This is a genomic window from Vibrio sp. (assembly GCF_038138445.1).
Taxonomy (GTDB): Bacteria; Pseudomonadota; Gammaproteobacteria; order Enterobacterales; family Vibrionaceae; genus Vibrio.
This window is the reverse complement of the sequence record NZ_JAYQDQ010000014.1, coordinates 20,291-45,288: the sequence shown is the minus strand read 5'-3', so window position 1 is coordinate 45,288 and position 24,998 is coordinate 20,291. Positions and strand designations below refer to the sequence as shown.

Here is a 24,998-nt window from a genome sequence, read left to right as displayed (position 1 = left end):
CTAATTAAACCATTTCATTTAGATAGGTTATATAAACATTGATAATTGTCAATAATACAAAACACATCAAGAACAAATAAATAGCGTTGTAAATCAGTTAGTTAATCAAAAATTGATAACTAAGTTAAATCTGGAAAACAACGCTAAGGTTTACCCTGAGAATTAGGAGAAAATAGCAATGTCAAATGGACGTATTTTACATACCATGCTGCGCGTTGGTGACTTAGATAAGTCAATCGAGTTTTATACGAAAGTGATGGGAATGAAACTCCTACGCACCAACGAAAACAAGCAATACGAATATACGCTAGCCTTCCTAGGTTTTGGTGACGAGTCAGAGGGTGCTGTAATTGAACTCACTTATAATTGGGGAAAAACTGAGTATGACCTAGGCACAGCTTTTGGACATATTGCTATTGGTGTTGATGATATCTATACAACATGCGATGCTATCAAAGCTGCGGGGGGTAATGTCACTCGCGAACCGGGACCAGTGAAAGGTGGCTCAACACATATTGCCTTTGTCAAAGACCCTGATGGATACATGTTGGAACTTATCCAAAACAAACAAGCCTCTGCTGGCTTGGCTGGATAACCAAACACAATTGAAAAAGGCAGCGATCGCTGCCTTTTTCTCATCTGTAGAGTCACTACTAGGCCTGAGTTCTACCCAAAGATATCACCACTCTGCGGTTTTTATCCTTACCTAGCGGTGAGTTATTATCGGCTACAGCGCGACGTCGGCCGTATCCTTGCACCTGGATCCTATCTTCAGGTAAGCCTAAAGACTGGAAATACGTTTGCAGCACTTCTGCTCTCTGCTCAGATAAATTCTGGCTCACACTCTTAGGATCTTCGTTACCTGTATAGGTAGAGACTAAGACCAAATCTATATCCTGATTGTGTTTTATGTATTCAGCTATCTGGGCTAAGCGTTTTTGTGAAGCTTTGCTTAGCTCTACACTTGAACGGTCATAGTGCAAAATGGTAAATGCGATGTCTTCAAAGCTATAAGGTAGCAAGTTAGCAATACAATCACTAAACACATTATATGAGTTTTGAAATAACACCGATGACAAGGCGACCTCAATACGCTGATCTCGGCTCTGCCATTCTTGATAGCTAAAGGTGGGATAACGCCCTTTTTCTAATTCGGTTAGCAAGGTCCAAGCGGTCTGTCCACCAACATACCCATCAAACTGTTGGAAAAACTGGATGTTAGTAATACGGTCACCTCTGTCACCCGGCCGCCAAGCTGGGGGTTGAGACACCAAATAGACATCCCTTGTTTTGCCCATCGGACGTTTCATTTTAAGCTCGAAATCGAGGTTAATTTTCTTACTCGCATGAGAAGAAAAAACCGCGTCTCCATAATTGGGTATTGGATGCACCATACGACACTCCAAAGGAGTATTGGTAATCATTTGCCACTTTGACTGCTCTGGTTTAGCACCATAATGCACGTCCATTGCCATAATAGGAGTGGCAATGGAGCTAATAACAACAGCTGCTAAATGAGTGGCTAACCGTTTCTTCATCGTTTGGAGACTCTCTTACAAATGCGGCTTATTATTGCCGTCGGCACTACTACAGCAGAAGCAATGCAAAATCCTCGCCAGAATGTACACAGCCATATTTAATAGAATCGACCTTGCTCATAAGTGATTATGAGGTTTTTCTTATCCCAAGAATCTGCAATAATGCTGGCTTTGTCACATAATATTAGGCCAACATGAGTGCAGAAAACGAAGCTTTAACGCTTAAAAAACGCTTTCGCGGATATTTCCCGGTGGTAATAGACGTCGAAACAGCAGGATTTAACGCCAAGACAGATGCTCTTTTGGAGATCTGCGCTGTCACTCTAGCCATGGATGCTAATGGTGATCTAAAACCTGCCTCAACCATGCATTTCCACGTTGAGCCATTTGAAGGTGCAAACATAGAAAAAGAGGCACTCGACTTTAATGGTATTCACGACCCATTTAGCCCTCTACGAGGAGCGGTGACAGAGTCTGAAGCACTCAAAGAAATTTATAAGCTTGTACGCAAAGAACAAAAAGCAGCTGACTGCAGCCGCGCTATCATAGTCGCCCATAACGCCACTTTTGACCATAATTTTGTGATGGCGGCCAGTGAACGTAGCAAGCTTAAACGCGTCCCTTTTCATCCCTTTGCCACTTTCGATACTGCAACACTTAGCGGACTTGCCTATGGCCAGACCGTATTAGCGAGAGCATGTAAAGTCGCTGGGATGGACTTTGACAACCGAGAAGCCCACTCTGCACTATACGATACACAAAAAACAGCAGAGCTATTTTGCGGCATCGTTAACAAATGGAAAGCGCTAGGCGGCTGGCCTATTGTTGACCTAGATGCTGAAAATAATAAATAAAAGTAAACACAACTAATGAGTAAACTATGAATCCTGTAGTAATTTCTGTATGTATCATGCTGCTGCTAGCACTGATGCGCGTGAATGTCGTGGTCGCCCTGACATTCAGTGCCATCATAGGTGGACTAGTCGCAGGCATGGGATTAAATGACACTGTCGCAGCCTTTGAAAGTGGGCTAGGTGGAGGTGCAACTATAGCACTGAGCTACGCTATGCTGGGTACCTTTGCCGTGGCGATTTCTAAATCTGGCATTACCGATTTGTTAGCCAATAGTGTCATCAAGCGTATCCATGGCAAAGAGAACGGCGCCGCATCTACGGGGCTAAAATACGCGGTAATCGTTGCATTAGTACTAGTTACTATGTCCTCACAAAATGTCATTCCTGTACATATTGCATTTATTCCAATTCTTATCCCGCCATTACTTGGGGTATTTGCCAAGCTCAACCTTGACCGTCGAATGATCGCCTGTGTCCTAACATTTGGTTTGGTCACTCCTTATATGGTACTTCCGGTTGGATTTGGTGGCATCTTTTTAAACAACATTTTGCTCAAAAATCTTCATGATAATGGCCTAGAATCCGTTACTGCAAGTCAGGTTCCTGTCGCTATGTTGCTGCCTGCGGCTGGTATGATCTTTGGCCTGTTGGTTGCGATTTTCTTTAGCTACCGTCGTCCTCGCCAATACCAAGAAACTGAACTCACTCATGTGGAAGAAAATACCGCGTCAATCAATAAGAAAAATATTGTGATTGCCGCAGTTGGTATTTTAGCAGCCCTATCAGTTCAGTTAACTACCGGGTCCATGATCATCGGTGCGTTAGCAGGATTTATGGTCTTTACCTTTGGTGGCGTCATCGCTTGGAAAGAAACCCATGATGTGTTCACCAAAGGGGTGCACATGATGGCTATGATCGGCTTTATCATGATTGCAGCAGCAGGTTTTGCTGCGGTAATGAAACAGACAGGTGGTGTTGAGTCTCTAGTCGAAGCGCTTTCAACAAGCATTGGTAATAACAAGCCTCTAGCTGCGCTTCTGATGCTGGTTGTTGGCCTGCTTGTCACCATGGGTATAGGTTCATCTTTTTCAACCATTCCTATCATTGCAACCATTTATGTTCCTCTAGCCGCCGCGTTTGGCTTCTCACCAATGGCAACTATCGCCCTTGTGGGTACTGCAGCCGCATTAGGAGATGCAGGTTCACCTGCCTCTGATTCAACCTTAGGCCCGACTTCAGGTCTCAACGCCGATGGTCAACATGAACACATATGGGAAACTGTGGTTCCAACCTTTATCCACTACAACATTCCTTTGATCCTATTTGGCTGGGTAGCCGCCATGGTTCTGTAAATTAATGAGCTACAATAAAAAAAGCTGACTATAAATAGTCAGCTTTTTTCTTTTCAAGCATCCAAACTCGCTAGTCAGTGTGCTTATCTGCAACTGCTGATAATACAGGCACCATATCTTTTAATAACTTCTCTTCGACTGGTTTTCCAGACGAGTCGGTCACATTAATTGAAGTACGGTTGCCTAAGTCACCAAATAGGAAAGTATATTTACCCGATGGCAAGTTGATCGGCTTGACGCCAACTTTAGTCCAGAATTCATCGTTAGGCTCGGCATATTTTGCCTTAACGGTTCCTTGAGACTGGTTGCGATCTTCAATGGTGAACCCCATTTCTGGCAATAGTTTAGGTAAGCGAGACCAGAGTGTATTGTATGGGGAGCGTGCAATAATCACAGGGAAGCCACTGCGATCCGTACCCATGGTAATTGGTATATTCTTAACCAGTTGTTCTGCTCGACGAGCAGCTTCTTGACGAGCTTCTAGATCATAACGAGCCGTCACTAAGTTAGTCATTAGTACGTTGTAGCGCTCTTTGTTGGTCAAAGATACAGGCTTTGTTTTCCCAGCTTCACGCCAGTCAATTAAGGAAATTTTAAAACCATAACGACCATTTGCTTCCATTTTAGTGATTTCGTAACGGGAACCAATTTCTCCATCTTCGTCTTCCGAAACCCAGGTCACCCAGTCAGTTTCGATACGATCATCAGTTTTGTCACGAATAGAAACCTTACGTTCTGCAAGCATGGTTTGTACGGTTTGCCAAACATTATCTAGCTCATCTTTTTTCAGCAGCCATAACGTCACCTCTCCGCTGTGACGTTCAGCACGAGCACCTGGGATAAGTTCAAGCACTTGCTGAGGAGGACGAATATCGACATCTTTCCCGACTCCTCCAGAAAAATTCCCGGACGGGATCTGGTAGTTGGGGTAAACTCGGGTTTCAGCCCCTGCAACATTTTTCCACTCTGTTAGTGGCTTAGCATCAAGATACTCAAAGTCATCTTTGGCTTGGCGGCGCTGAGTTGGTCCACCAGAGCATGCGCTCAAAACAAAAACAGCTAGCGAACTCACGACTAGCTGATGAGACAATTTCATTGAAACTCCTGATAAGTAAATGCCGAAGTCATCTTCGGCAATTTATATTAAATTTAGTCGATACGGGCGTCTGCCATAGCTTGTGTCACAATTGGACGAGCAGACTCCGATAACTCAGTTAACGGTAATCGCAAGTCACCGTACTCTATCAAGCCCATTTTATGTGCTGCCCATTTGACAGGGATCGGACTCGACTCAACAAACAAGTTTTTATGCAGTGTCATTAGGCGCTGATTGATCGCTTCAGCTTCATCGAAGTTGCCTGTAAGGGCAAGTTTCATCATGGTTGCCATATCAGCTGCAGCAATATTATTAGTTACAGAGATAACCCCCTGCCCACCTTGTCTAACAAACTCTAGGCCAGTCGAATCATCGCCACTAAGTAAGATAAAATCTTCGCCACAAAGTTCACGATGAATTTCAATTCGACTTAAATCACCCGTTGCATCTTTAAGTGCAACAATATTTTCAATCTCTGATAGACGGGCAACCGTTTCAGGCAGCAAGTCAACCGCAGTTCGGCCAGGTACATTATAGAGAATTTGTGGAACATCACTTTCTTCAGCTATGGCTTTATAGTGCTGATACAAACCTTCTTGAGTCGGCTTGTTATAATATGGTGTGACACTCAAGCAACCTGAAATACCAGAATTGTTGAGTAGTCTGCTGAAAGTAACTGACTCATGCGTTGCATTCGCGCCTGTTCCGGCAATAACAGGAATTCGACCATCGGCGAATTCTACTGTCTTAGTCACAACTTTGACATGCTCTTCAACGGTTAACGTTGCCGATTCTCCCGTTGTGCCAACAGCAACTATGCCAGTTGAACCTGCTTGAACGTGAAAATCGACCAATTTCTTCAGGCTAACGTAGTCAACTTCGCCATCATGGGTAAAGGGGGTAATTAGCGCTACAATGCTTCCCGAAAACATGTCTTTCTCCCTAATATAGATACTGATTGCATGTTACTGTAAGGCGATTAACAAACACAAGCGATTAAAGCCGCTTAAATCACCTATTTGAATGAATATTTACCAGATGTTAGAACTTTGCCAAATTAAGCCCGCAATAGGTGTCATGACAAGGTCATAAATCGTACTTTTTACCTAGGTCTATTGACCCCAGACTAACTATGCTAAGCTGTTTGGTTAACACCCATAACTATGATTCGATAGTGATACTATGACTCAACATTTGGTGATAACAGCGGTAGGAGCAGACCGACCAGGAGTCTGTAACCACATTGTGCAACTGGTGACAAAATCTGGCTGTAACATTATTGATAGCCGAATTGCTCTTTTTGGCAATGAGTTCACCCTGATCATGTTACTTTCAGGCACAAACGCCACGATTACTCGTGTCGAAACAAGGCTGCCGTTGCTAGCTCAAGAACTTGATCTAATTACCATGATGAAACGTACATCTGAGCATGAGCAAACTGATGATTCCTATCACGTTGAGGTATTCATAGAATCAGAAGACCAAGCAGGTATCACTGAGAAATTTACTCAATTTTTTGCAGATAAAAGCATTGGCCTTTCATCATTGAGTGCTCAAACGATTCACAAAGACAAAGCTGTATCGGCAAAAAACCAATTTCATATTGCTATTACCGCTAAGGTTGATGCCCACTATAATCTGATGCAACTTAACGAAGAGTTTGACGATTTATGCACCAATCTTAAAGTACAAGGCTCACTCAATTTTATCAAAAACAGTCAATAAAAAGGACAACTAATGAACACGCTAACAGCAGGCGCTAAGGCCCCAGCTTTTTCGCTTCAAGATCAAAATGATAATACGGTTTCACTCAGTGATTTCTCGGGCAAAAAAGTACTGTTTTACTTCTACCCCAAAGCCATGACGCCGGGATGTACAGTTCAAGCACAAGGCCTGCGCGATGTAAAAGCAGAATTAGACAAGCACAATATCGTCGTATTGGGTGTGAGTATCGATCCTGTTAAACGTCTGGGTAAGTTCATTGAACGTGATAATCTCAACTTCACTTTGCTTTCTGATGAAGATCACGCAGTCGCTGAACAGTTCGGTGTGTGGGGTGAAAAGAAATTCATGGGTAAAACATTTGATGGACTACATCGCATCAGCTTTCTCATTAACGAAGAAGGTGTGATTGAGCATGTATTTAACAAGTTTAAAACCAAAGATCACCATGAGGTGGTGTTGGATTACCTAAACAGCAAGTAATACCCACCGAATAGAACAGCCAGTCACTATCACTGGCTGTTTTGTATCATAAATAAGGGCCTAAAGGTCCAGTAATCACTGACTAAATTCTGGAATAATATGTTGGCCATATTGGGCAATGATGTTCTCTTCGTCACCATTATCTAAGTAGATATTAAACTGAGTGACACCGACTTCTTCAAGCTGCTTGATTTTAGCGATATGGTCATCTGGACTGCCCAGAACAGAGAAGCTTTCGATGATATCATCAGAAATAAACTCTAGATAAGGGTTATCACTTTGACCATGCTTGGAGTAATCATAACCTTTGCGCTTCTCGATATAGTCAGTCAGGCTCTTGGGAACCAAGCCTGAGTCACTGCCATATTTTTCAACAATATCAGCGACATGGTTACCTACCATGGCAGGGAACCAGCGGGTTTTATCTAAACACTCTTGCTTGTCACCAAAGTAAGCCGGAGCCGCTGCCTGCACTTTAAAATTACTCATGTCCTTGCCAGCATTTTTTCCCGCTTCTAATGTTTGGTCAGTAAACCATTTCACCAAACTTGGCTCAGCAAGCTGAAGAATCAAACCATCGCCATGCTCGCCGGCGGTCGCTAGAGCTTTGGGTCCGTAAGCAGCTATCCAGACAGGAAGATCGTAACCAACCGCCCATGGAAATTTCACCTCTGACGCGCAGTCATCATAATTCACGGGGGCTTCACCTTTCACCATGGCCTTAACTTTATGAGTAAATTCAGCCAAGCGAGCCAGAGGGGCGGGCTTTTTGCCCATAACCCGCATCGATGAGTCACCCCGTCCAAGACCGAGATCAAAACGCCCTTCACTTTGCAATGCCAAGCTTCCGTATAAACTTGCTGCAAGTGACCAGTCTCGGATATTAGGGTTCGTCACGCATGGACCAAAGCGCATGGTTTTAGTGTGCTCCATACACATCGCCATAGCCACAAAAGACTCACGCCATAGTATGTGTGAGTCATAGAACCAGCAGTAGCTAAAACCCGCTTCTTCCGCTTGACGTACTAAGTTTCGTGCACGATTTGGGCTTACAAAGCCTTTGAAGGTAATTCCAAATTCCATCTCTTATTTCCTTTCGTAATAAGGTTAGTGAACAGGCGGCGCAATGGTGACGCCAGCATGGGTAAAAGGCACGTCTTTTGAGATGTTGAGCCTGATTAAGATTGGAGTTAGCGCCTCGATACAGCGAGCACTTTCCGCAAGGCCTGCGTTGTAGGCTTTAACTCCTAACTTTTCGATAAGCGCCATAACTGACTTTTTGGCTTCAAGCTGATTGCCACAGACGAGAACGTCACAGTTGATAGGCTGATCGGTATTATTTAGCGTCACCGCAGATACATTATGCAAAGCACCGACTACTGAAATCTCATCGCCCAATAGTGCCTGAGCCGCTTCTGTTGCCGAACCTTCTGGTGGCATGACCACAGCTTTTGGATTTTTAGGCGCTAGTGGCACGACAATATCGACTAATATTTTGCCGCTCAGTAACGGCTTGATATCAGCCAGCGTCGCATCATGTGCTGAATAAGGCACAGACAAGATAACCATCTCGTTAGCCATTTTTGTCGCTTCTAAATTTTCCATTCCCTCTATATTTACACTTCCTTGCGGTAATGTTGCGTTCAATTCAGCAGCGACCTCAGCAGCGCGAACGCTGTCACGCGAACCAATAACAACAGGCACACCAGCCAGAGCAAAGCGCTTAGCCAATCCCTTTCCTTGCGGGCCTGTACCACCCAAAATTGCTATCTTGTTATTTTCATTCATCGGAATAAATCCTCCTTGACCGGTCTTAGGATTTGCTTGGCTGAGCTGTTGCATGCTTGCCAGTTCAATCCACGAAAAATAATCACTGGGCATTTATCACTTTTGCCCATTAAAAGCCCAGATGCACCTGCTAGTTCATCAGCAAAAGCGGGCGCAGTTACTTTAAGCTCACGTCCCCATGCGTCATCATCACCACACATTTCTTGGATGGCAGGTACGCGCGCTAATCCAATCGCCACATTGGTTTGACCAAGGCGCCAAGGTCTGCCAAAGGTATCACTCACAACCACACCTAATTGACAGTCAAAATGCGCTTCCAAGCGCTCACATAATTGCATGGCGCTACGGTCAGGATTTTCTGGTAGCGTGATCAACTGCCCTTCGAAATCCGCATTGGACTCATCAACCGCTGCATTGGCACAAATAAAGCCAAGCTTGTGCTCGGCGATTAAAAGGCCCTCATTTTGCTCTGCACGTTTAATACTGCGCACAATACGAGTTGATTGGTCGAGTATGACTTGGACTTTACGCGGGTCTTTGTTGACTTGCTGAGCAAGCTCAATGGCTTGAGCGCTCGCAGATACCGTTTCAATATCCACCGCAGCACCTTCAGTTTTCGACACCACTTTATGCGCTACGACTAAGATATCGCCATGCTGCAGTGATTGCCCCTCTGCAGTTAATGCCTGAATCACATGCTGAGCTAAATCCATACCAGGCTTAAAATCTGGTAGACCAGACACACGAAACATCTGCATAGAATTGGCTTCTGGTACTACCCTAGGTTTTGTCATTGCACAGTTATTCATAGCAATATTCCTTATTTGGATAATCAGGAAAGGCTTTGATCAAATCCTTAGGTAAATCGATATCTTGGCTCAAATCTGGAAGGTCTAATACCTCAACCTTGAGCCCATTGATGTGCGCTTGTTGAACATGGGCAAACGCAGACTGACAACCATATTGAAACTCAATCGCATTGGGTGGTGTGGTGATAAGCGCATTGGTCCCTAAGTCCTTAGCTCTTGCTATCACTACCTGATTGCCCGCTTGCACAACTTGAAACAAGGTATCTATCTCACAGCAATCAAGCTTTGCAATATCAGCAGGAACAACCATTTGAAATTGATACCCCAACTTAAGGCTCCAATGAGTTGCTAGTTCAACGGCTGCATTTAAGCCTTTTGCTTGCCTTTCGATTAAGGGGGTGGCACCGAAGCTTGATGCAATATCGGCAATTTTGAGGGAGTTTGTCACCACAAGGCAGTTGACCTGTGGATAGTGCTGGGCAAAAAACTCTAGTGTTTGACGATAAAGGCTTAAGGCAAGAGCCTCACGCTGGGAGATATTAAGTGCGCCCATAAGACGCTGCTTAGCTCGGCTCGAAGCCTTCATTGGAATCACAATATTGAGCTTATCTAACATCAGCTTGCCCTTTCCAATTGTCGCTTAAGCACTTCATCAACAATACTGGTCATAACATCAACCTTCTCGGCTTCATCACGCATCCAGATGTTCTGGATGATGACCTTTATCCCCATGGCTTCAATCTCTAGCGCATGATGTGCATCGGTTGGGTCAATGACTAATGTATCGACCAGCTCGCGATAATAAGTCGCTACTCCTACAACATTTGGGCGGTAACCAAGTGATTGCATTAACTCGACTGCTGGTCCTTTAATCGCTTGGTTGCCAATGAGCGGAGAGATGGCAACAATCGGCTTTGAAAGCGCTTGTAATTGACAACGAATATCACTAACTGACAAGATAGCGCCAATGCTAAGAAGTGGATTACTCGGGGCAATCAATACCAAATTAGCACCGCGCAGGGCCTCAAGAGATTCAGGTGTTGCCACCGCCTTCTCGCAATCGAGATAACGAATTTCTTCAACATTTGCTTGGCATCGAAGACGAACAAAATAGTCCTGAAAACTCAGCCATTGCCCCTCTGATTTAAGCCTGGTTTGCACTACATCATCAGTAGGTAGCAATATCGGCACATTTACGCCATTTACAGCGGCAATTTGCTCAGTGATTTTTTGTGCGCGAATACCTTGGTAGCGCTGCTCTGTACGAAAGATATGTGTCGCAAAATCCATGTCTCCTAATTGCATCCATGTATCGACACCGAGTTGTTTGAGCCCATTTAAGACATTTTGCTGATCGCCCGCGATTCCCCAACCTTGATTGCGATCGATCCGCTCAGCCAAAGTGTAGATAAGGGTGTCGATATCCGGTGAGACCCACAAACAATGAAAAGCTTGGTCATCGCCGATATTGCCAATAATCTTTAGGCCATCGGCATAAGTACTTTTAGCTAAACCTTCCGCCGCTTTCGCCCCGCCAACACCGCCAGCAAGTAGCGTGATATTAAGACTTGTCATAATACGGCCTCAAAACGCGCAATCTCTTGAGAGGGCAAAACCAGCTGGCTTCTATTCTTTTTCTGAGCTTGTAAAGGGTATTCCTCTAACACCTGATAGGAAGTAGAGCGCTGAAAGGCATCTAACCCCGCTTGATGGATAAAGTTCACCATATCTTGTGGTTGAATTTCTTGGCCATGTTCGCCACCTGCTGCTCGAGATATGCTCTCGTTCATCAGGGTACCGCCAAGATCATTGGCTCCAGAGCGCAACATTTGTATTGCCACATCAGAACCCATCTTGACCCAAGAAGCCTGAATATTATTGATATGGCCTTGCAGCATAAGCCTCGCTACAGCATGCATTTTAAAATGCTCACTGCGTGTCGGGCCTGGCCTTACTTTTCCTGGGTTCTCGTTGTAGAGCTTGGTTTTATAATGCACAAACCCAAGGGGAACAAACTCGGTAAAACCACCCGTTTCTTTTTGGGTATTGCGCAGTAATTCAAGGTGATTTGCCCAGTGGTAAGGCTGGTCGATATGGCCATACATTATGGTTGATGTGGTCTTAATACCTACTTCATGCGCCGCTTTAATAATGGCGACCCAATCTTGAGTACTGAGCTTGTCTTTAGTTAATTGCTGGCGAATCTCGACATCCAAAATCTCAGCCGCTGTACCTGGCATGGTATCCAAACCGCATAACTTGAGATCGTGCAAAAATTCTTTGTAGCTCACCTTTGCACGACGCGCGCCATACCAAATCTCAAACGGGGAAAAGGCATGGATATGCATCTTTGGCAAGCGTGCTTTGATGGCCAAAACAATATTGCGATAAAAATCAGCACCTATCTGCGGATGCAACCCACCTTGAATACATACCTCAGTCGCACCGCGATCCCAAGCTTGCTGGGCGCGTTCTGCTATCTCATCCAAAGAGAGAAGTTCCGCTTCTTTGTGTTTTATTGGCTTAGCAAAATTGCAAAACTTGCATCCCATGTAACACACATTGGTAAAATTGATGTTTCGGGTGATGACAAAACTGCCTCTATCACCACACAAATTTTGACGAACCTGATCGGCCACATCAAGCAAGGCTTGTTGATCACGCCCTTGTGCATTGAAGAGGTTTATTGCTTGTTTTGCCGATATTTCCTTGCCATCCAATGCCCGTCGGAGAATATCTCTAATCTCCGGGCTCAACTGGCTAAATGGTATATGAGTAGCTGTAGGCTGGTCGCTCCGTGACAACATCATCTTCTCCTTGGCTTTACAACTTAATGGGTATGGCTTTGTACCATGGCAAAGCCATCAACTGACGCCTGTGAACGGACTCTTGAATGGACCAAACTATCAGTCATTGTTTCTATAGGTGACTGATGCTCTGGGTAAACGGTTAAGCGCTCTATTAATTCATAGCCAGCCGCTTGGCAGTACTGTGCCAAACGCTCTATCTGCGGCCAAGCGCGTTCGGGATTGATAAAATCTTTGGTCAGTGGCGAAATTCCGCCCCAGTCATTAATCCCTGCGCGCAAATAGTCTTGATAGTCCTGCTCTAGGTTAGGCGGTGCCTGCAAACTGATTGAGGGCGATAGGATCAAGCGAGCCGCAGCCAAAGTGCGCAGCATATCGACTTTGGAAGGCTCAGGAGCATCCGCCATTGCCGTTCCGGCTTTGGCACGAAAATTCTGAATAATAACCTCTTGGATATGGCCATGCTTGGCATGTAAACGGTCAATCTCACACAAGCTTTCGATTCGGTCTTGCCATGACTCACCAATCCCAATCAGCAAACCCGTGGTAAAAGGAATAGCAAGTTCGCCAGCCGCCTCTAAGGTATCAATACGACGTTGAGGCGTTTTATCTGGGCAACCATAGTGCGCCCCGCCTTTTTTAGTTAAGGCTGGGCTTAAACTCTCTAACATCATTCCCATGGAGCCAGCGACAGGTTTGAGTGTTTCTAACTCCTGATAAGAAAGTGCTCCAGCATTGATGTGAGGTACAAGCAAGCTTTTCTGCAACACAAGTTCAGACATTGCCTTAAGATATCCAACCGTCGTCTTATGCCCTTGCTCAGCGAGAAGATGTCTAGCCAATTTATGCCGCTTTTCAGGCTGCTCACCTAAACTGAATAACGCTTCCTTGCATCCCATTCTCTGACCTTGAAGTGCCGTCGTCAGAACCTGCTCGGGCGTCATCAACTCAGCTTGGCCCGATTCGGGTGTTTTGACAAAAGTGCAATAGCGGCAAGTATCACGGCACATATTGGTCAATGGAATAAATACCTTACGTGAGTAGGACACCTTTTTTCCCCAGTGTCTGTCACGCAGAACGCTCGCTTGTTGACAGAGACTACCTAGCTGCTCACTCGTGACATTACCTAACTGCAGTGCTTTATCCTTGCTCAGCATATTTTTCTCCATAGATGAGTCCTCTCACCTAGCCCTAAAATGATGCTTGGATAAGACCCTAAAAACTACACATTTCTTATTCGCAGGTAGAACTAACACTCTTTTTACCAAATGGCAAAAAAAACAGATGGAAGAATTCTTGTTATGTAATCGCAGTCTAAATAAAGGAAATGTATTGATAAAAGTCTTTAATTACAATGATTTAGTGACAATTAAATTCATACACTTTTGTTAGAAAAATAAATAGAGCATGGTGTTCTTGGATAACCGACAGATCAGAAAGGGGCATTGGCCCCTTAAAACCAAAGGGCTTTATTTATGCGCTAAAACACCATGTAAAACCATATGGGTGAGAAATTTAGCTGCCCGATCAAAATCCGGCTGTTCGAGTTTTTTCTTATCAAGCGCCAACTCTATTTGGGTAGCAAAATCAGCATACGTTTGCGTCATCGCCCATATTGAAATGAACAGGTGCTCGGGCTCAATATTCGTCAGCTGACCATGATCCATCCAGCTTTGTACCAAATGGATGTTACTATCAAAAAGTGGCTTTAAATGGGTTCTCAGGTAATCACGCAGCATAGGAGCGCCAGCTATGATTTCCTGAGCAAAGACTTTGGAGGCCTCTGGCTTGTCATGTGAAAGTTGTAACTTTCCTCGAATGTAAGCCTCTATCAGCTGCTCTGGTGTGGCATTTTTCTGCTCGGCAAATACCATCCTTTCTAACCAAAGATCGACAATATTCTGTAAGACTTTTCGGTAAAGTAGCTCTTTGGATGAAAAATAATAAAGCAAATTCTGCTTAGATATACCGCTTTGCTGAGCAATTCGCTCCATGGTTGAGCCCATGTAACCAAACTCAGCAAACACGCTTTCTGCTGCTTTTTGTATCTTGGCTTCCATTGCCAAACGGGTAGACGAAGATCTGGTGTCTTGTCTTTTTGGTGCCGGCAACGGAGAAGAGATAATAGCCATAATCACTCACCTTAGGTGTATTGTTGCTGCTCCTCATCAACCAAGGTTTTTGAGCGCATTAGCGAATCGAGAAACTCTTGTACGATTCGAGTCGGTTTAGGCGACTTTCGATGAATCGCAGTAAATTGGCAATAATACGAGAAATTTGGATTATTTACTCTAATGATTTTATCTTGCACTACCATAATCGCGGCAAAATGTTCGGGTAAAAATCCAATATATTGTCCAGATCGAATCAGTGTCGCGATTCCTTCTTGATTGGTTGCCGTTGCGCTCTTATCTAAGTTAAGTGCTCGTCCAATCTCCATATTTGGGCTACTAAAACTTAATCCCGCATATTTCTGCGCCATGACTTCGTCATCACTGACTAATCTTTGAACATCAAACAATGGATGGCCTTTTCCGCAGTACATATACATCTGCTCACCAAATAAAGGCAAGTACTCAAGACTGGCCGAGCGGCGATGAGGTGGGATAATTCCAATATGGTACTTGCCTTCCAACACCCCTTTCTCAATTTCGTTAACAGGCAAGACATGGATATCGATTGCTACATCTGGCGCTCTCGAAGCATAGTCTGCAATCGCTTTGTCTACCTGACACATGGAATTGGTCACCGTAGTATCAAACATGGCAATAATAAGGTGCCCTTTTAAGCTGTGATGTAAACCGTTTACCTCATGACGAAACTCATCCATAGAAAGCACCAAACGCTGTGCTGATTCATAAATATGAAGCCCTTCGCTGGTGAGAGAGAACCCCGAACGTCCTCGCAAACAAAGTACTAACCCCAAACGTTGTTCTAAGTCTTTAAGATGGCGGCTAATGGTAGAGCGTCCAATGTTAAGCTCCATCTCTGCCGCGCTTAAGCCACCACTGTCAACCACTGCCATAAACACTCGCAGCAAGCGAATATCCATATCGGATAACTGTCCCAATAACGCCTTCATTGTTTCGTAAACCCGCATCTTTAGTTCGATTATTTGTGATTTATCAAACCAAATCTCGTGCATAAAGTAAAAGCCAAGTCCATGTTTTTTTACAAAGAAAATAGAAAATTAATAAGGGAGAGTCACAGTATATGGACACTCAACAGAGTGAATATGGAATGCAGGCCTACTGGATGCCGTACACCGCAAATAGAAGATTTAAAGCCGATCCACGCATCATCACTGGCGCTCAGGGTGCCTACTACATAGACGATAAAGGACGCAAGATATTTGATGGTCTTTCCGGTTTATGGACATGTGGTGCTGGTCACAATCGAACAGAAATCGCCAATGCAGTAGAGAAGCAACTCCTCAAACTCGACTATGCACCCGCTTTCCAATATGGCCACCCCAAAGCCTTTGAACTGGCCGAACGTTTGGCAGCTTTAGCACCAGAAGATATCAATAAAGTCTTTTTTGTTAACTCAGGCTCTGAGGCCTCGGATACCGCAACCAAAATTGCTCGCGCTTACTGGCGCCAGAGAGGAGAGCCCACTAAAACTCGCATTATCGGCCGTATCAAGGGCTACCACGGCGCGAGTTGGGGAGGCATAAGCTGGGGAGGCATCAACGGCAATCGCAAAATGTGGGGGCAAGCAATGGAAGCAGACCACCTCGCTCACACGCTACAGCCTAACATGGCGTTCACTAGAGGTATGGCGCCCACAGGTTCAGAGATGGCTGACGAGTTACTTGAACTTATCACACTGCATGATGCCTCCAACATTGCTGCTGTCATTATCGAACCTTTTTCTGGTTCGGCTGGCGTTATCGTGCCTCCCGAAGGATACTTACAGCGCTTGCGAGCTATTTGTGATCAACATGACATTCTGCTTATCTTCGATGAGGTGATCACAGGCTTTGGCCGAACTGGCGACTACTTCGGCGCGCAAACTTTTGGCGTCACTCCTGACATAATTTGTATTGCTAAACAAATAACCAATGGCGCCATTCCTCTCGGAGCCGTGTTGGCTAAACAAGGTATTTATGACACTTTCATGCATGCTGGAGGGGCTGAACATAATATCGAACTACCTCACGGTTACACATACTCTGGACACCCTGTCGCCTGCGCTTGTGCACTGGCTACCTTAGATATATTGGAAAAAGAGCAGCTTATACCGCAAGTTGCTGAGCTTTCTCCAGTATTTGAAAAGTCTATCCACAGTCTTAAAGGCACCAAACACATCTTAGATATTCGTAATTTTGGATTTGCCGCAGGCCTTACCATAGCCCCACGTGATGGAGACCCAACCATTCGCCCTGTCGAAATCGCCACCACTTTATGGCAGCAGGGTTTCTATGTCCGTTATGGAGGAGACACCATTCAACTCGGTCTGCCCTTTATCACTCAAGAACATGAAATAGACCGCCTAATCAATGCAATGGGCGACGCCATAGAGCAAACAGCTTAAACCCAGTAAGGAAGTAAACATGTTAGAAAGTATTGGTCATCTGATTAACGGCGAGATCCACTCAGAAGAAACACAAGCGCAAGCTGTATATAACCCAGCAACGGGTCAGCCATGTGCGCAAGTATGTATGGCATCAGAACAAACTGTCGCTATGGCAATTAGCTCGGCTAAGCAAGCTTATCCTGCTTGGCGAAGCACTCCACCAGCGGTTCGAGCGCAAGTTATGTATCGCTTTAAACAAATACTAGAAGAAAACCAAGACACCATTTGTGAATTGGTCTCGCGAGAACATGGCAAGGTACTTAGCGACGCAAAAGGCGAATTGGCTCGTGGTATAGAAAATGTCGAGTTTGCTTGTGGGATCCCAGAGCTACTCAAAGGAGAGCATAGCCGCAATGTAGGACGCGATATTGATGCCTGGAGCGAGCTTCAGCCTTTGGGCGTGGTGGCTGGGATTACCCCCTTTAACTTTCCAGCCATGGTACCACTTTGGATGTGGCCAAGTGCAGTAATGTGTGGCAATACTTTTGTGCTCAAACCATCTGAGCGCGACCCTTCCTGTGTGCTATACATTGCTCAGCTCGCTGAACAAGCAGGCCTACCCAAAGGGGTACTTAACGTGGTTAACGGGGGTGCTGATGCAGTCAATCAACTGATTGATGATGACACGATTCAAGCTATTAGCTTTGTCGGCTCGACCCCAATTGCAGAAACCATTTATCAGCGCGCATCAGAGAAAGGGAAACGCTGCCAAGCTCTGGGCGGTGCAAAAAACCATGCGGTCATTATGCCAGACGCTGATCTTGACAATGTAACCAGCGCTTTAATGGGAGCAGCCTACGGCTCTTGCGGTCAGCGCTGCATGGCTATCTCAGTTGCGGTTGCTATTGGTGATAAGGTTGCCGATGCCCTTGTAGGCAAGCTCAAGCATCAAGTAGAAGCGCTTAAAGTTGGTCCTGGCAGTGATGACAGCAACGAGATGGGGCCTCTTATCACTTCAGCACAAAAGGACAAAGTCACCAATTATGTGACTCAAGCCGTTGAGCAAGGAGCCGAGCTTATTGTTGACGGCAGAAACCTTGTTGTTCCAGGCTATGAGTCAGGTTTCTTCTTTGGCGGCACGCTGTTTGACAAAGTAACACCCGACATGGACATCTATCAACAAGAGGTATTTGGCCCTGTGCTTGTGGTGGTAAGAGTCAACTCTTTGGAAGAAGCGGTCTCCCTTATTAACCAACACGAGTATGGTAACGGCACTTGTATATTTACCCGCGATGGGGAGGCAAGCCGTTATTTCTCAGACCAAGTTATGGTTGGTATGGTGGGGATCAATGTACCTCTGCCAGTCCCTGTTTCTTACCATAGTTTTGGTGGCTGGAAACGCTCCTTGTTTGGTGACTTACATGCTTATGGTCCTGACTCGGTTCGCTTCTACACCCGACGCAAAGCCATCAGCCAAAGGTGGCCATCAGGCGAAGCGAAGGATGGAACCTTGTTTTCATTCCCAAGTTTGTAACCTGTAACAATACCAAATTATCAAACCTAACATTGGCCTGCGGCTGAACAATCCGCAGGCCAATGTCAGATTTAAGGTATCCATTTATTGTCTATTTGAACACTCAAGCTCTGTTATTCCGATGAATGACGGCCAAGAGTTAACGGCCTGAGCATGGCCTAAAAACAAGTAAAAAAGGAGTTTGTATGCAAGACTTACGCGTCAATGGCGATCGACTATGGCAAAGCCTTATGGAGATGGCTCAATTTGGATTAACGGAGAAAGGAGGATGTGCTCGCTTAGCCGCAACCGAATTAGATGGTAAAGCCAGAGATTTGTTTGTCGACTGGTGCAAAGCCTGCGGCTGCACTATCAGTGTCGACAAAATGGGTAATATTTTCGCCCGCCGTGAAGGCAAAAACAATTCACTGCCAGCCGTTGCAACGGGTAGTCATTTAGATACTCAACCAACTGGCGGTAAATTTGACGGCGTGTTTGGTGTGTTGGCAGGAGTTGAAGTACTGCGCACCTTGCATGACAACAATATTGTTACCGAAACGCCAATGGAGTTTACGGTATGGACCAACGAAGAAGGCTCTCGGTTTCAGCCAGCCATGCAAGGCTCTGGCGTCTATGTTGGTCGGTTCGATTTAGAAACAGAGTTAAATAAAACAGATGTTGATGGTATTCGATTAAAAGACGAGCTAGAGACAATCGGCTATTTAGGTAAGGAAGAGCCCGGAAGCCGCAACATTGGCGCCTTTTTTGAAACCCATATAGAGCAAGGCCCAATCTTAGAAGACCAAGGAAAAACCATAGGTATTGTGCGACTGGGGCAAGGTATTCGCTGGTATAACGTAACAATTAAAGGTCGTGAGTCTCATTCAGGCACCACGCCTATGTATTTGCGTAACGACGCCATGGTAGCGAGCGCCAAAATTATTACAGAGGTAGAACAAATAGCTCACCGCTACGAAAATGGACTCGGCACAGTCGGCTTTATGCAAGTTTTCCCAAATTCTCGCAATGTGATCCCCGGCGAAATTACCTTTAGTGTCGACTTACGCAACCCCAACGCCGATACACTGGCTGAGATGGACAGCGTATTTACCAAGTACTGCGAATCGGTAGCAAAAGAGCGCGAGATACAAATCGATATTGATCCCTTCTGGTATTTTGCCCCAGTTGAATTTGATGCCTCTGACAATGTTAAATCTGCTGCAGAAAAGCTTGGCTATTCGAATATGGATATCTACGCAGGCGCAGGACACGATGCTTGCTATATGGCTGATCTAGTTCCAACTGGCATGATCTTCACGCCTTGTGAAAATGGCATTAGTCACAACGAAATCGAAAATACTTCTCCTCAAGAGTGTGAGGCGGGAGCTAACGTTCTTCTCCATACCATGCTCGAAGCGAGCGAACGGATTGCAAAAGAATCTGTTGGCTCAGTTGAATATGATACCGCAGAGTAAGTCTCTGCTCGAAACAAATTCTCAACTGGATGAGAAGTTAATGAAGCAATCAAGCATGAAAAAAATTGGCGACTTCTACGAACTAGAGGTCGCCAAAGATTTAATCGATAGTAAATACTTTAATCAAGACCTAGCACCCACCAAAGTCTCGGAGCGTACTTGGAGTAAAGTAAACATTGCCGCATTGTGGGTTGGTATGGCCATCTGTGTGCCAACTTATACACTGGGAAGCATACTCACGGCCTACTTTGGCCTGTCAGTACTTGAAGCCTTGTTTACCATTTTACTTGCTAATATCATTGTATTAATCCCCCTCACTCTCAATGCCTTTGCTGGTACCAAATACGGCATACCTTTTCCTATTCTTCTGCGTTCGTCATTTGGTACTCTCGGCTCTAATGTTCCATGTCTAATCCGAGGCTTAGTCGCTTGTGGCTGGTTTGGTATCCAAACCATGTTCGGTGGTTTAGCCATTCACCTACTTTTGTCAGAACTTTCGACAAGCTGGGCCAACCTTGCAGGTGTCGGAGAAGTACTTGGGTTCTTTATCTTTTGGGTGCTCAATATCGGTATAGTGCTCAAAGGTTCTGAGTCTATAAAATGGCTCGAAACCCTCTCAGCACCGCTGCTACTGGCTGTGGGATTCGGTCTGATATTTTGGGCAAGTGATAAAGTCTCTTATACAGAAATCATTATGACCCCAGCCAACCGCCCTGAAGAAGCGGGACTAGCCAGTTACTTCTTTGCAGGACTCACGGCTATGGTCGGCTTTTGGGCAACGCTATCGCTCAATATTCCAGACTTTAGTCGCTACGCAAAATCGCAAAAAGATCAAATTGTCGGGCAAATCATCGGCCTGCCTCTGACCATGTTCTTTTTTGCTGCATTAGGCGTTGTACTTACCTCTGCCTCATACACACTGTTCGGCCAAACCATATCTGATCCCATCACTCTGATCAGTAAAATTGAAAGCCCATTTTGGGTCGTTATTGCCATGGTTTTGATTATCATTGCGACACTATCGACCAATACGGCAGCCAATGTGGTATCGCCGACCAATGACTTTCAAAATATCGCTCCCAAACAAATCAACCATACTCGCGGAGTCATGCTCACAGGACTGGTTGGTTTAGGTTTGATGAGTTGGGAGCTTCTAAAAAAACTCAACTGGATAGAATCTGATGTCAGTGTCGAAGCTATGTATTCTAATTGGCTACTTGGATATTCTAGCCTTCTCGGACCAATAGCAGGGATCATGATTGTCGACTATTTTCTGATCAAAAAACAACACTTAGACATTCCCGCACTCTACTCTGACCAAGAACTAAGCCCATCGATTAACTATGCTGGCTTCATTGCCTTCTTCATCCCAGTCACCCTAACCATTATTGCCCTCACTTTTGATGTCTTAATTTGGTTTTACAACTACGGATGGTTTACCGGCGCCTTTTCTGGGGCAATTTTGTACTACCTAATCGCCTCGGCCAGTACACATCCAGCAATCAATACTCAACCGGAAAAAGTCTGAACAAGAAAAGGCCACTAGTGCTTGGCGCTAGTGGCCATATTAAACAAGGAGTTATGATGAATCTTTTAATCAAAGGGGGCGATATCGTCACCCATGAACAAACCTACTCAGCCGATATACTGTGCGTAGATGGTAAAATAAGCCAGATCGGTCAAAGCCTTGATATTCCTGAAGACACTGAAATCATTGATGCCAATGGTAAGTTAGTCATGCCTGGCGGAATCGACCCACACACTCACATGCAATTGCCTTTTATGGGCACTGTGGCTTCGGACGATTTTGCCTCAGGAACAGCAGCAGCCCTTGCTGGCGGCACCACAACCATTATTGACTTTGTTATTCCCTCTCCTAAACAATCATTAATCGAAGCCTATCACCAATGGCAAGATTGGGCGTCTCTATCTCAATGTAACTACAGCTTTCATGTTGCGATTACATGGTGGGATGAGTCGGTAAAAAATGAAATGAAAACCCTTGTTGCAGACCATGGTGTGAACAGCTTTAAGCACTTTATGGCCTACAAAAATGCCATTATGGCTACAGACGATATTTTGGTGTCAAGTTTTAGTACCTGCCTTGAATTAGGAGCAATACCGACTGTACACGCAGAAAATGGTGAGCTGGTTCATCATCTGCAACAAAAGCTGTTAGAAAAAGGGATCACTGGTCCCGAAGGACACCCACTCTCTCGCCCACCAGCAGTTGAAGGTGAAGCTGCTAATCGTGCCATCAATATCGCAGGCACTTTAGGAGCGCCTATTTACCTAGTGCATGTTTCAACAGAAGAAGCCGTTGATGCGATAAAATACGCCAAAGACAATGGACAAATCGTATTTGGCGAATGCCTCGCTGGCCACTTAGTCATTGATGATAGCGTTTATCAGAATTCCGATTGGAACTATTCTGCCGCGCACGTAATGAGCCCCCCTTTCCGGCCTAAAAAGCATCAAGATGCTTTGTGGAAAGGATTGCAAAGTGATGCTATTCAGACCACAGCCACTGATCATTGCGCTTTCTGCGCCTCGCAAAAAGCCATGGGCAAAGACAATTTCACCATGATCCCAAATGGCACATCTGGAGTGGAAGAGCGCATGATGGTGATGTGGGATAAAGGCGTTAATCAAGGCAAACTTACCCCCAATGAGTTCGTTGCAATGACATCCACCAATGCTGCCAAAATCTTCAATCTATACCCACGTAAAGGCGTGATTGCTGTTGGGTCCGATGCCGATATCGTTATATGGGACACTAAGCAAGAGAAAACCTTCACTGTTAACGAGCAGATGTCTAAAATTGACTTCAATATCTTTGAAGGTATGCAAGTACAAGGTAAACCCGTTACGACCATCTGCAACGGCAAGGTTGCTTGGGATAAAGGAGAGCTGAAATCAGCACCAGGTGATGGTCAATATGTTACACGTCCTCCGTATGCGAGTTTCTATCAAAGTCAACTCAAGCGCAATCAGCTTGAAGAACCAGAAGCGGTGAGTCGCTAAGCGTTACTGTTAATAAAGTGAGTCATGGTAGGCACTAAAAACAAAACGCCAGCGATGTCGCTGGCGTTTTACTTTTATCAAAGCTCTAAACAATAAATTTATTCAAGATAGAATCTTGCTCACGCACGTTTTCGGTTTGAACTTGCATTGCAACATTGGCGTCTTCTGCAGCATCGGCAACTTGAGTGGACAGGTCTTTAATCTTCACTGTGTTCGCATTAATTTCCTCTGCCACTAAGCTTTGTTCCTCTGCCGCTGAAGCAATCTGCATATTCATATCTGTGATACTCTGAATTGACTCGCGAATGCGCTGTAGAGACTCATCAGCAGCTTTTGCTTTTTCCACCGCATCAACAGCCGTAGTTTTACTTTCACGCATCGCAGCGGATACTGAACTCGCACCAGATTGTAGCTGCTCAATCATACTGCGAATTTCAGTTGTTGATTCCTGAGTGCGCTGGGCCAAAGTTCTTACCTCATCAGCAACCACCGCAAAACCTCGGCCAGACTCACCAGCCCTTGCGGCTTCAATTGCAGCATTCAATGCAAGTAAGTTGGTTTGGTCGGCAATATCGTTAATCACTTTCAAAATGGTTTCGATGTTTGCCGTTGCCGACTCAAGACCTTGCACTTCTTCTACTGCCTGATCAATTCGCTCTGATAGAGTATCTATTGATGCAGTGGTATCACTGACAACAGAAGAGCCCATTTGCGTCGCCTCGTCCGCTTCTTTAGCCGCTCCCGCAGCTCCTTGAGCGTTATTGGCAACTTCAGTTGCTGTCACAGCCATTTCATTCATCGCTGTTGCTAACTGCTCTAGCTCTTGAAGCTGACTGCGCATCGCTTCAGCAGACTCTTCCGAGCCCTGAACTGTCATTTCTGTACCACGTAAGATTTCAGCGCCAATTGCCTTAGATTGCTGAATCTGTTTTTGCAGTGTCTCAGTAAAGGTGTTAAAGCCTTCAGCAAGTTCAGCAAACTCTTTATCTGTATTGGTATCTAAGCGCTTAGTTAAATCTCCCTGACCTGAAGCAACATCTTTAATCGCTTCGTTTAAGGTACCAAGTGGGCGCATCAGCACTTTAATTAAGAAACTAAGTACAATGACACTTAATACAACACTGATAATGGTATAAAGAATAGAGCTGTTACGCATATCTGAAACGGCGGCAAAGGCAATATCTTCATCGACAATAGCGCCTATAAACCAATTTTCACTCGGAACTGGTGTAAAGTGAACCAAATAAGAATGGCCATCCTTTTCAAAACGTTGCTCACCTTCTTTAAGTGCAATATCGGGAAGGTAAGTGGATAGCTTTTGACCGTTGTTCTCCGCTTCAGGGTGGGCAATAGTGGTTCCATCAGATGACACAATAAAAAGATAGCCAGCATCTAGAAGATTTGCACTATTGACCAAATCAGCCAAGCCTGTTAATTCCAAATCGTAGAACATTGCGGCGGTAAATTGGCCGCTGTCTTTAACTGGCGTACCAATTGATATGATGACCTTTTTGGAGGAAACGTCGACATAAGGCGCGGTTACGACTAACTTGCCCTGTGCTTTAGCCGCCTTATACCAAGGACGGACTCTTGGGTCATAATCGGGCCCAGCTTCCCAGCCGTCATCATTTTCAACTACAAAGCCATCAGCTTCATAGGCGTAACCGACCGCTAAAAAAGTGCCTTTAAGGTTGGGCTTTTCAAGTACATCCTTGACTCGAGTTTTGTTCTGCGGATCAAGCTCCAGTACTTCGGTGGTTGACATAGCGAGGGATTTTTTACTCGCCATTTCAGATACGACGGTGTTTTTTACCCCTTTCACCATCTCCGTTAGACTGGTATCAACCAAGTCTTCAACTTCTTCTTTAACAGTGCTTAACTGCTGAATAGACAGTAACACAACGGTGACCAACAACAGCAGTGAAGATGCTGCAACGATCTTTTGACTGAATCTCATAGTGTCCCTCAAAGAGTAATTCGTTTGTAGTTGTTATCTTGTCATTTGTTATTATCGTCCTA

At 45.0% G+C, this 24,998-nt stretch carries 23 protein-coding genes; 10 read left to right on the top strand and 13 right to left on the bottom strand.

The genetic code is table 11. The features are described from left to right. Nucleotides 1–178: 178 nt before the first annotated feature. Nucleotides 179–595: a lactoylglutathione lyase gene (gloA, locus tag AAFM34_RS06325; RefSeq protein ID WP_114786836.1), complete on the top strand. Its 417-nt coding sequence runs from the start codon at nucleotides 179–181 to the stop codon at nucleotides 593–595. Nucleotides 596–653: 58 nt separating this feature from the next. On the opposite strand, the gene AAFM34_RS06320 is transcribed toward gloA, so the two are convergent. Then, nucleotides 654–1,538, bottom strand: a complete 885-nt coding sequence (locus AAFM34_RS06320; protein WP_341661041.1) for an OmpA family protein — start codon at nucleotides 1,536–1,538, stop codon at nucleotides 654–656. A gap of 194 nt (nucleotides 1,539–1,732) precedes the next feature. On the opposite strand from AAFM34_RS06320, the gene rnt reads away from it, so the two are divergent. Together rnt and AAFM34_RS06310 are read left to right on the top strand one after the other, a co-directional pair. Then, nucleotides 1,733–2,392, top strand: a complete 660-nt coding sequence (gene rnt / locus AAFM34_RS06315; protein ID WP_341661040.1) for a ribonuclease T — start codon at nucleotides 1,733–1,735, stop codon at nucleotides 2,390–2,392. A gap of 26 nt (nucleotides 2,393–2,418) precedes the next feature. Beyond that, a complete protein-coding gene (locus AAFM34_RS06310) occupies nucleotides 2,419–3,744 on the top strand; it encodes a Na+/H+ antiporter family protein (RefSeq protein ID WP_341661039.1) in 1,326 nt (441 codons plus the stop codon). A 70-nt stretch (nucleotides 3,745–3,814) separates the two neighbouring features. On the opposite strand, the gene bamC is transcribed toward AAFM34_RS06310, so the two are convergent. After that, entirely contained in the window at nucleotides 3,815–4,840 is a 1,026-nt protein-coding gene (gene bamC, locus AAFM34_RS06305; RefSeq protein ID WP_341661038.1) for an outer membrane protein assembly factor BamC, read from the bottom strand. A gap of 53 nt (nucleotides 4,841–4,893) precedes the next feature. Further along, nucleotides 4,894–5,772: a 4-hydroxy-tetrahydrodipicolinate synthase gene (gene dapA / locus AAFM34_RS06300; RefSeq protein WP_341661037.1), complete on the bottom strand. Its 879-nt coding sequence runs from the start codon at nucleotides 5,770–5,772 to the stop codon at nucleotides 4,894–4,896. Nucleotides 5,773–6,022: 250 nt separating this feature from the next. On the opposite strand from dapA, the gene AAFM34_RS06295 reads away from it, so the two are divergent. Continuing rightward, a complete protein-coding gene (locus tag AAFM34_RS06295; protein WP_341661036.1) occupies nucleotides 6,023–6,565 on the top strand; it encodes a glycine cleavage system protein R in 543 nt (180 codons plus the stop codon). Nucleotides 6,566–6,577: 12 nt separating this feature from the next. After that, nucleotides 6,578–7,045 (top strand): thioredoxin-dependent thiol peroxidase, encoded by a 468-nt coding sequence (gene bcp / locus AAFM34_RS06290; RefSeq protein WP_341661035.1) that lies wholly within the window; start codon nucleotides 6,578–6,580, stop codon nucleotides 7,043–7,045. A gap of 75 nt (nucleotides 7,046–7,120) precedes the next feature. Here the strand turns inward: bcp and AAFM34_RS06285 are convergent, their stop codons facing one another. The 9 genes from AAFM34_RS06285 to AAFM34_RS06245 all read right to left on the bottom strand — a co-directional run bounded on the left by AAFM34_RS06285 (nucleotide 7,121) and on the right by AAFM34_RS06245 (nucleotide 15,594). Beyond that, nucleotides 7,121–8,128 (bottom strand): TIGR03842 family LLM class F420-dependent oxidoreductase, encoded by a 1,008-nt coding sequence (locus AAFM34_RS06285; RefSeq protein WP_341661034.1) that lies wholly within the window; start codon nucleotides 8,126–8,128, stop codon nucleotides 7,121–7,123. A 24-nt stretch (nucleotides 8,129–8,152) separates the two neighbouring features. After that, nucleotides 8,153–8,833 carry an NADPH-dependent F420 reductase gene (gene npdG, locus AAFM34_RS06280; RefSeq protein ID WP_341661033.1) on the bottom strand — a complete coding sequence of 227 codons (681 nt, stop codon included), beginning with the start codon at nucleotides 8,831–8,833 and terminating at the stop codon, nucleotides 8,153–8,155. Beyond that, a complete protein-coding gene (cofE, locus tag AAFM34_RS06275; RefSeq protein WP_341661032.1) occupies nucleotides 8,830–9,642 on the bottom strand; it encodes a coenzyme F420-0:L-glutamate ligase in 813 nt (270 codons plus the stop codon). The genes npdG and cofE overlap by 4 nt, the downstream gene beginning before the upstream one ends. Continuing rightward, entirely contained in the window at nucleotides 9,635–10,258 is a 624-nt protein-coding gene (gene cofC / locus AAFM34_RS06270) for a 2-phospho-L-lactate guanylyltransferase (protein WP_341661031.1), read from the bottom strand. Before cofC ends, cofE begins: the two co-directional genes overlap by 8 nt. After that, complete coding sequence (cofD, locus tag AAFM34_RS06265; protein ID WP_341661030.1) at nucleotides 10,258–11,217, bottom strand: 2-phospho-L-lactate transferase; 960 nt, start codon at nucleotides 11,215–11,217, stop codon at nucleotides 10,258–10,260. The genes cofC and cofD overlap by 1 nt, the downstream gene beginning before the upstream one ends. Continuing rightward, complete coding sequence (gene cofH / locus AAFM34_RS06260; protein ID WP_341661029.1) at nucleotides 11,214–12,452, bottom strand: 5-amino-6-(D-ribitylamino)uracil--L-tyrosine 4-hydroxyphenyl transferase CofH; 1,239 nt, start codon at nucleotides 12,450–12,452, stop codon at nucleotides 11,214–11,216. Before cofH ends, cofD begins: the two co-directional genes overlap by 4 nt. Before the next feature lie 20 nt (nucleotides 12,453–12,472). Next, on the bottom strand, nucleotides 12,473–13,618 hold the full coding sequence (cofG, locus tag AAFM34_RS06255) for a 7,8-didemethyl-8-hydroxy-5-deazariboflavin synthase CofG (protein WP_341661028.1): 1,146 nt from the start codon (nucleotides 13,616–13,618) through the stop codon (nucleotides 12,473–12,475). Between the two features lie 300 nt (nucleotides 13,619–13,918). Next, entirely contained in the window at nucleotides 13,919–14,581 is a 663-nt protein-coding gene (locus AAFM34_RS06250; protein ID WP_341661027.1) for a TetR family transcriptional regulator C-terminal domain-containing protein, read from the bottom strand. A gap of 11 nt (nucleotides 14,582–14,592) precedes the next feature. Continuing rightward, entirely contained in the window at nucleotides 14,593–15,594 is a 1,002-nt protein-coding gene (locus AAFM34_RS06245; protein ID WP_202408469.1) for a LysR family transcriptional regulator, read from the bottom strand. 68 nt (nucleotides 15,595–15,662) lie between these two features. On the opposite strand from AAFM34_RS06245, the gene AAFM34_RS06240 reads away from it, so the two are divergent. The 5 genes from AAFM34_RS06240 to hydA all read left to right on the top strand — a co-directional run bounded on the left by AAFM34_RS06240 (nucleotide 15,663) and on the right by hydA (nucleotide 22,979). Then, a complete protein-coding gene (locus AAFM34_RS06240) occupies nucleotides 15,663–16,985 on the top strand; it encodes an aspartate aminotransferase family protein (RefSeq protein WP_341661026.1) in 1,323 nt (440 codons plus the stop codon). 19 nt (nucleotides 16,986–17,004) lie between these two features. Beyond that, on the top strand, nucleotides 17,005–18,501 hold the full coding sequence (locus tag AAFM34_RS06235) for a CoA-acylating methylmalonate-semialdehyde dehydrogenase (RefSeq protein WP_341661025.1): 1,497 nt from the start codon (nucleotides 17,005–17,007) through the stop codon (nucleotides 18,499–18,501). A gap of 185 nt (nucleotides 18,502–18,686) precedes the next feature. Next, nucleotides 18,687–19,955, top strand: a complete 1,269-nt coding sequence (locus AAFM34_RS06230) for a Zn-dependent hydrolase (protein WP_341661024.1) — start codon at nucleotides 18,687–18,689, stop codon at nucleotides 19,953–19,955. A 40-nt stretch (nucleotides 19,956–19,995) separates the two neighbouring features. Continuing rightward, nucleotides 19,996–21,483 (top strand): NCS1 family nucleobase:cation symporter-1, encoded by a 1,488-nt coding sequence (locus AAFM34_RS06225; protein WP_341661023.1) that lies wholly within the window; start codon nucleotides 19,996–19,998, stop codon nucleotides 21,481–21,483. Nucleotides 21,484–21,536: 53 nt separating this feature from the next. After that, nucleotides 21,537–22,979 (top strand): dihydropyrimidinase, encoded by a 1,443-nt coding sequence (gene hydA, locus AAFM34_RS06220; protein WP_341661022.1) that lies wholly within the window; start codon nucleotides 21,537–21,539, stop codon nucleotides 22,977–22,979. Between the two features lie 85 nt (nucleotides 22,980–23,064). Here the strand turns inward: hydA and AAFM34_RS06215 are convergent, their stop codons facing one another. After that, nucleotides 23,065–24,936 carry a methyl-accepting chemotaxis protein gene (locus AAFM34_RS06215; protein WP_341661021.1) on the bottom strand — a complete coding sequence of 624 codons (1,872 nt, stop codon included), beginning with the start codon at nucleotides 24,934–24,936 and terminating at the stop codon, nucleotides 23,065–23,067. Nucleotides 24,937–24,998: the final 62 nt, after the last annotated feature.

Excerpts from the sequence above, each read along its gene's own strand:
- AAFM34_RS06225 (WP_341661023.1), top strand. The coding sequence starts at position 19,996 with ATGAAGCAATCAAGCATGAAAAAAATTGGCGACTTCTACGAACTAGAG.
- bamC (WP_341661038.1), bottom strand. The coding sequence starts at position 4,840 with ATGAAATTGTCTCATCAGCTAGTCGTGAGTTCGCTAGCTGTTTTTGTT.
- AAFM34_RS06235 (WP_341661025.1), top strand. The coding sequence starts at position 17,005 with ATGTTAGAAAGTATTGGTCATCTGATTAACGGCGAGATCCACTCAGAA.
- AAFM34_RS06250 (WP_341661027.1), bottom strand. The coding sequence starts at position 14,581 with ATGGCTATTATCTCTTCTCCGTTGCCGGCACCAAAAAGACAAGACACC.
- npdG (WP_341661033.1), bottom strand. The coding sequence starts at position 8,833 with ATGAATGAAAATAACAAGATAGCAATTTTGGGTGGTACAGGCCCGCAA.
- cofG (WP_341661028.1), bottom strand. The coding sequence starts at position 13,618 with ATGGAGAAAAATATGCTGAGCAAGGATAAAGCACTGCAGTTAGGTAAT.
- AAFM34_RS06285 (WP_341661034.1), bottom strand. The coding sequence starts at position 8,128 with ATGGAATTTGGAATTACCTTCAAAGGCTTTGTAAGCCCAAATCGTGCA.
- dapA (WP_341661037.1), bottom strand. The coding sequence starts at position 5,772 with ATGTTTTCGGGAAGCATTGTAGCGCTAATTACCCCCTTTACCCATGAT.
- AAFM34_RS06230 (WP_341661024.1), top strand. The coding sequence starts at position 18,687 with ATGCAAGACTTACGCGTCAATGGCGATCGACTATGGCAAAGCCTTATG.
- cofH (WP_341661029.1), bottom strand. The coding sequence starts at position 12,452 with ATGATGTTGTCACGGAGCGACCAGCCTACAGCTACTCATATACCATTT.
- bcp (WP_341661035.1), top strand. The coding sequence starts at position 6,578 with ATGAACACGCTAACAGCAGGCGCTAAGGCCCCAGCTTTTTCGCTTCAA.
- AAFM34_RS06240 (WP_341661026.1), top strand. The coding sequence starts at position 15,663 with ATGGACACTCAACAGAGTGAATATGGAATGCAGGCCTACTGGATGCCG.
- rnt (WP_341661040.1), top strand. The coding sequence starts at position 1,733 with ATGAGTGCAGAAAACGAAGCTTTAACGCTTAAAAAACGCTTTCGCGGA.
- AAFM34_RS06245 (WP_202408469.1), bottom strand. The coding sequence starts at position 15,594 with ATGCACGAGATTTGGTTTGATAAATCACAAATAATCGAACTAAAGATG.
- cofC (WP_341661031.1), bottom strand. The coding sequence starts at position 10,258 with ATGTTAGATAAGCTCAATATTGTGATTCCAATGAAGGCTTCGAGCCGA.
- AAFM34_RS06320 (WP_341661041.1), bottom strand. The coding sequence starts at position 1,538 with ATGAAGAAACGGTTAGCCACTCATTTAGCAGCTGTTGTTATTAGCTCC.
- AAFM34_RS06295 (WP_341661036.1), top strand. The coding sequence starts at position 6,023 with ATGACTCAACATTTGGTGATAACAGCGGTAGGAGCAGACCGACCAGGA.
- gloA (WP_114786836.1), top strand. The coding sequence starts at position 179 with ATGTCAAATGGACGTATTTTACATACCATGCTGCGCGTTGGTGACTTA.
- cofD (WP_341661030.1), bottom strand. The coding sequence starts at position 11,217 with ATGACAAGTCTTAATATCACGCTACTTGCTGGCGGTGTTGGCGGGGCG.
- cofE (WP_341661032.1), bottom strand. The coding sequence starts at position 9,642 with ATGAATAACTGTGCAATGACAAAACCTAGGGTAGTACCAGAAGCCAAT.
- hydA (WP_341661022.1), top strand. The coding sequence starts at position 21,537 with ATGATGAATCTTTTAATCAAAGGGGGCGATATCGTCACCCATGAACAA.
- AAFM34_RS06215 (WP_341661021.1), bottom strand. The coding sequence starts at position 24,936 with ATGAGATTCAGTCAAAAGATCGTTGCAGCATCTTCACTGCTGTTGTTG.
- AAFM34_RS06310 (WP_341661039.1), top strand. The coding sequence starts at position 2,419 with ATGAATCCTGTAGTAATTTCTGTATGTATCATGCTGCTGCTAGCACTG.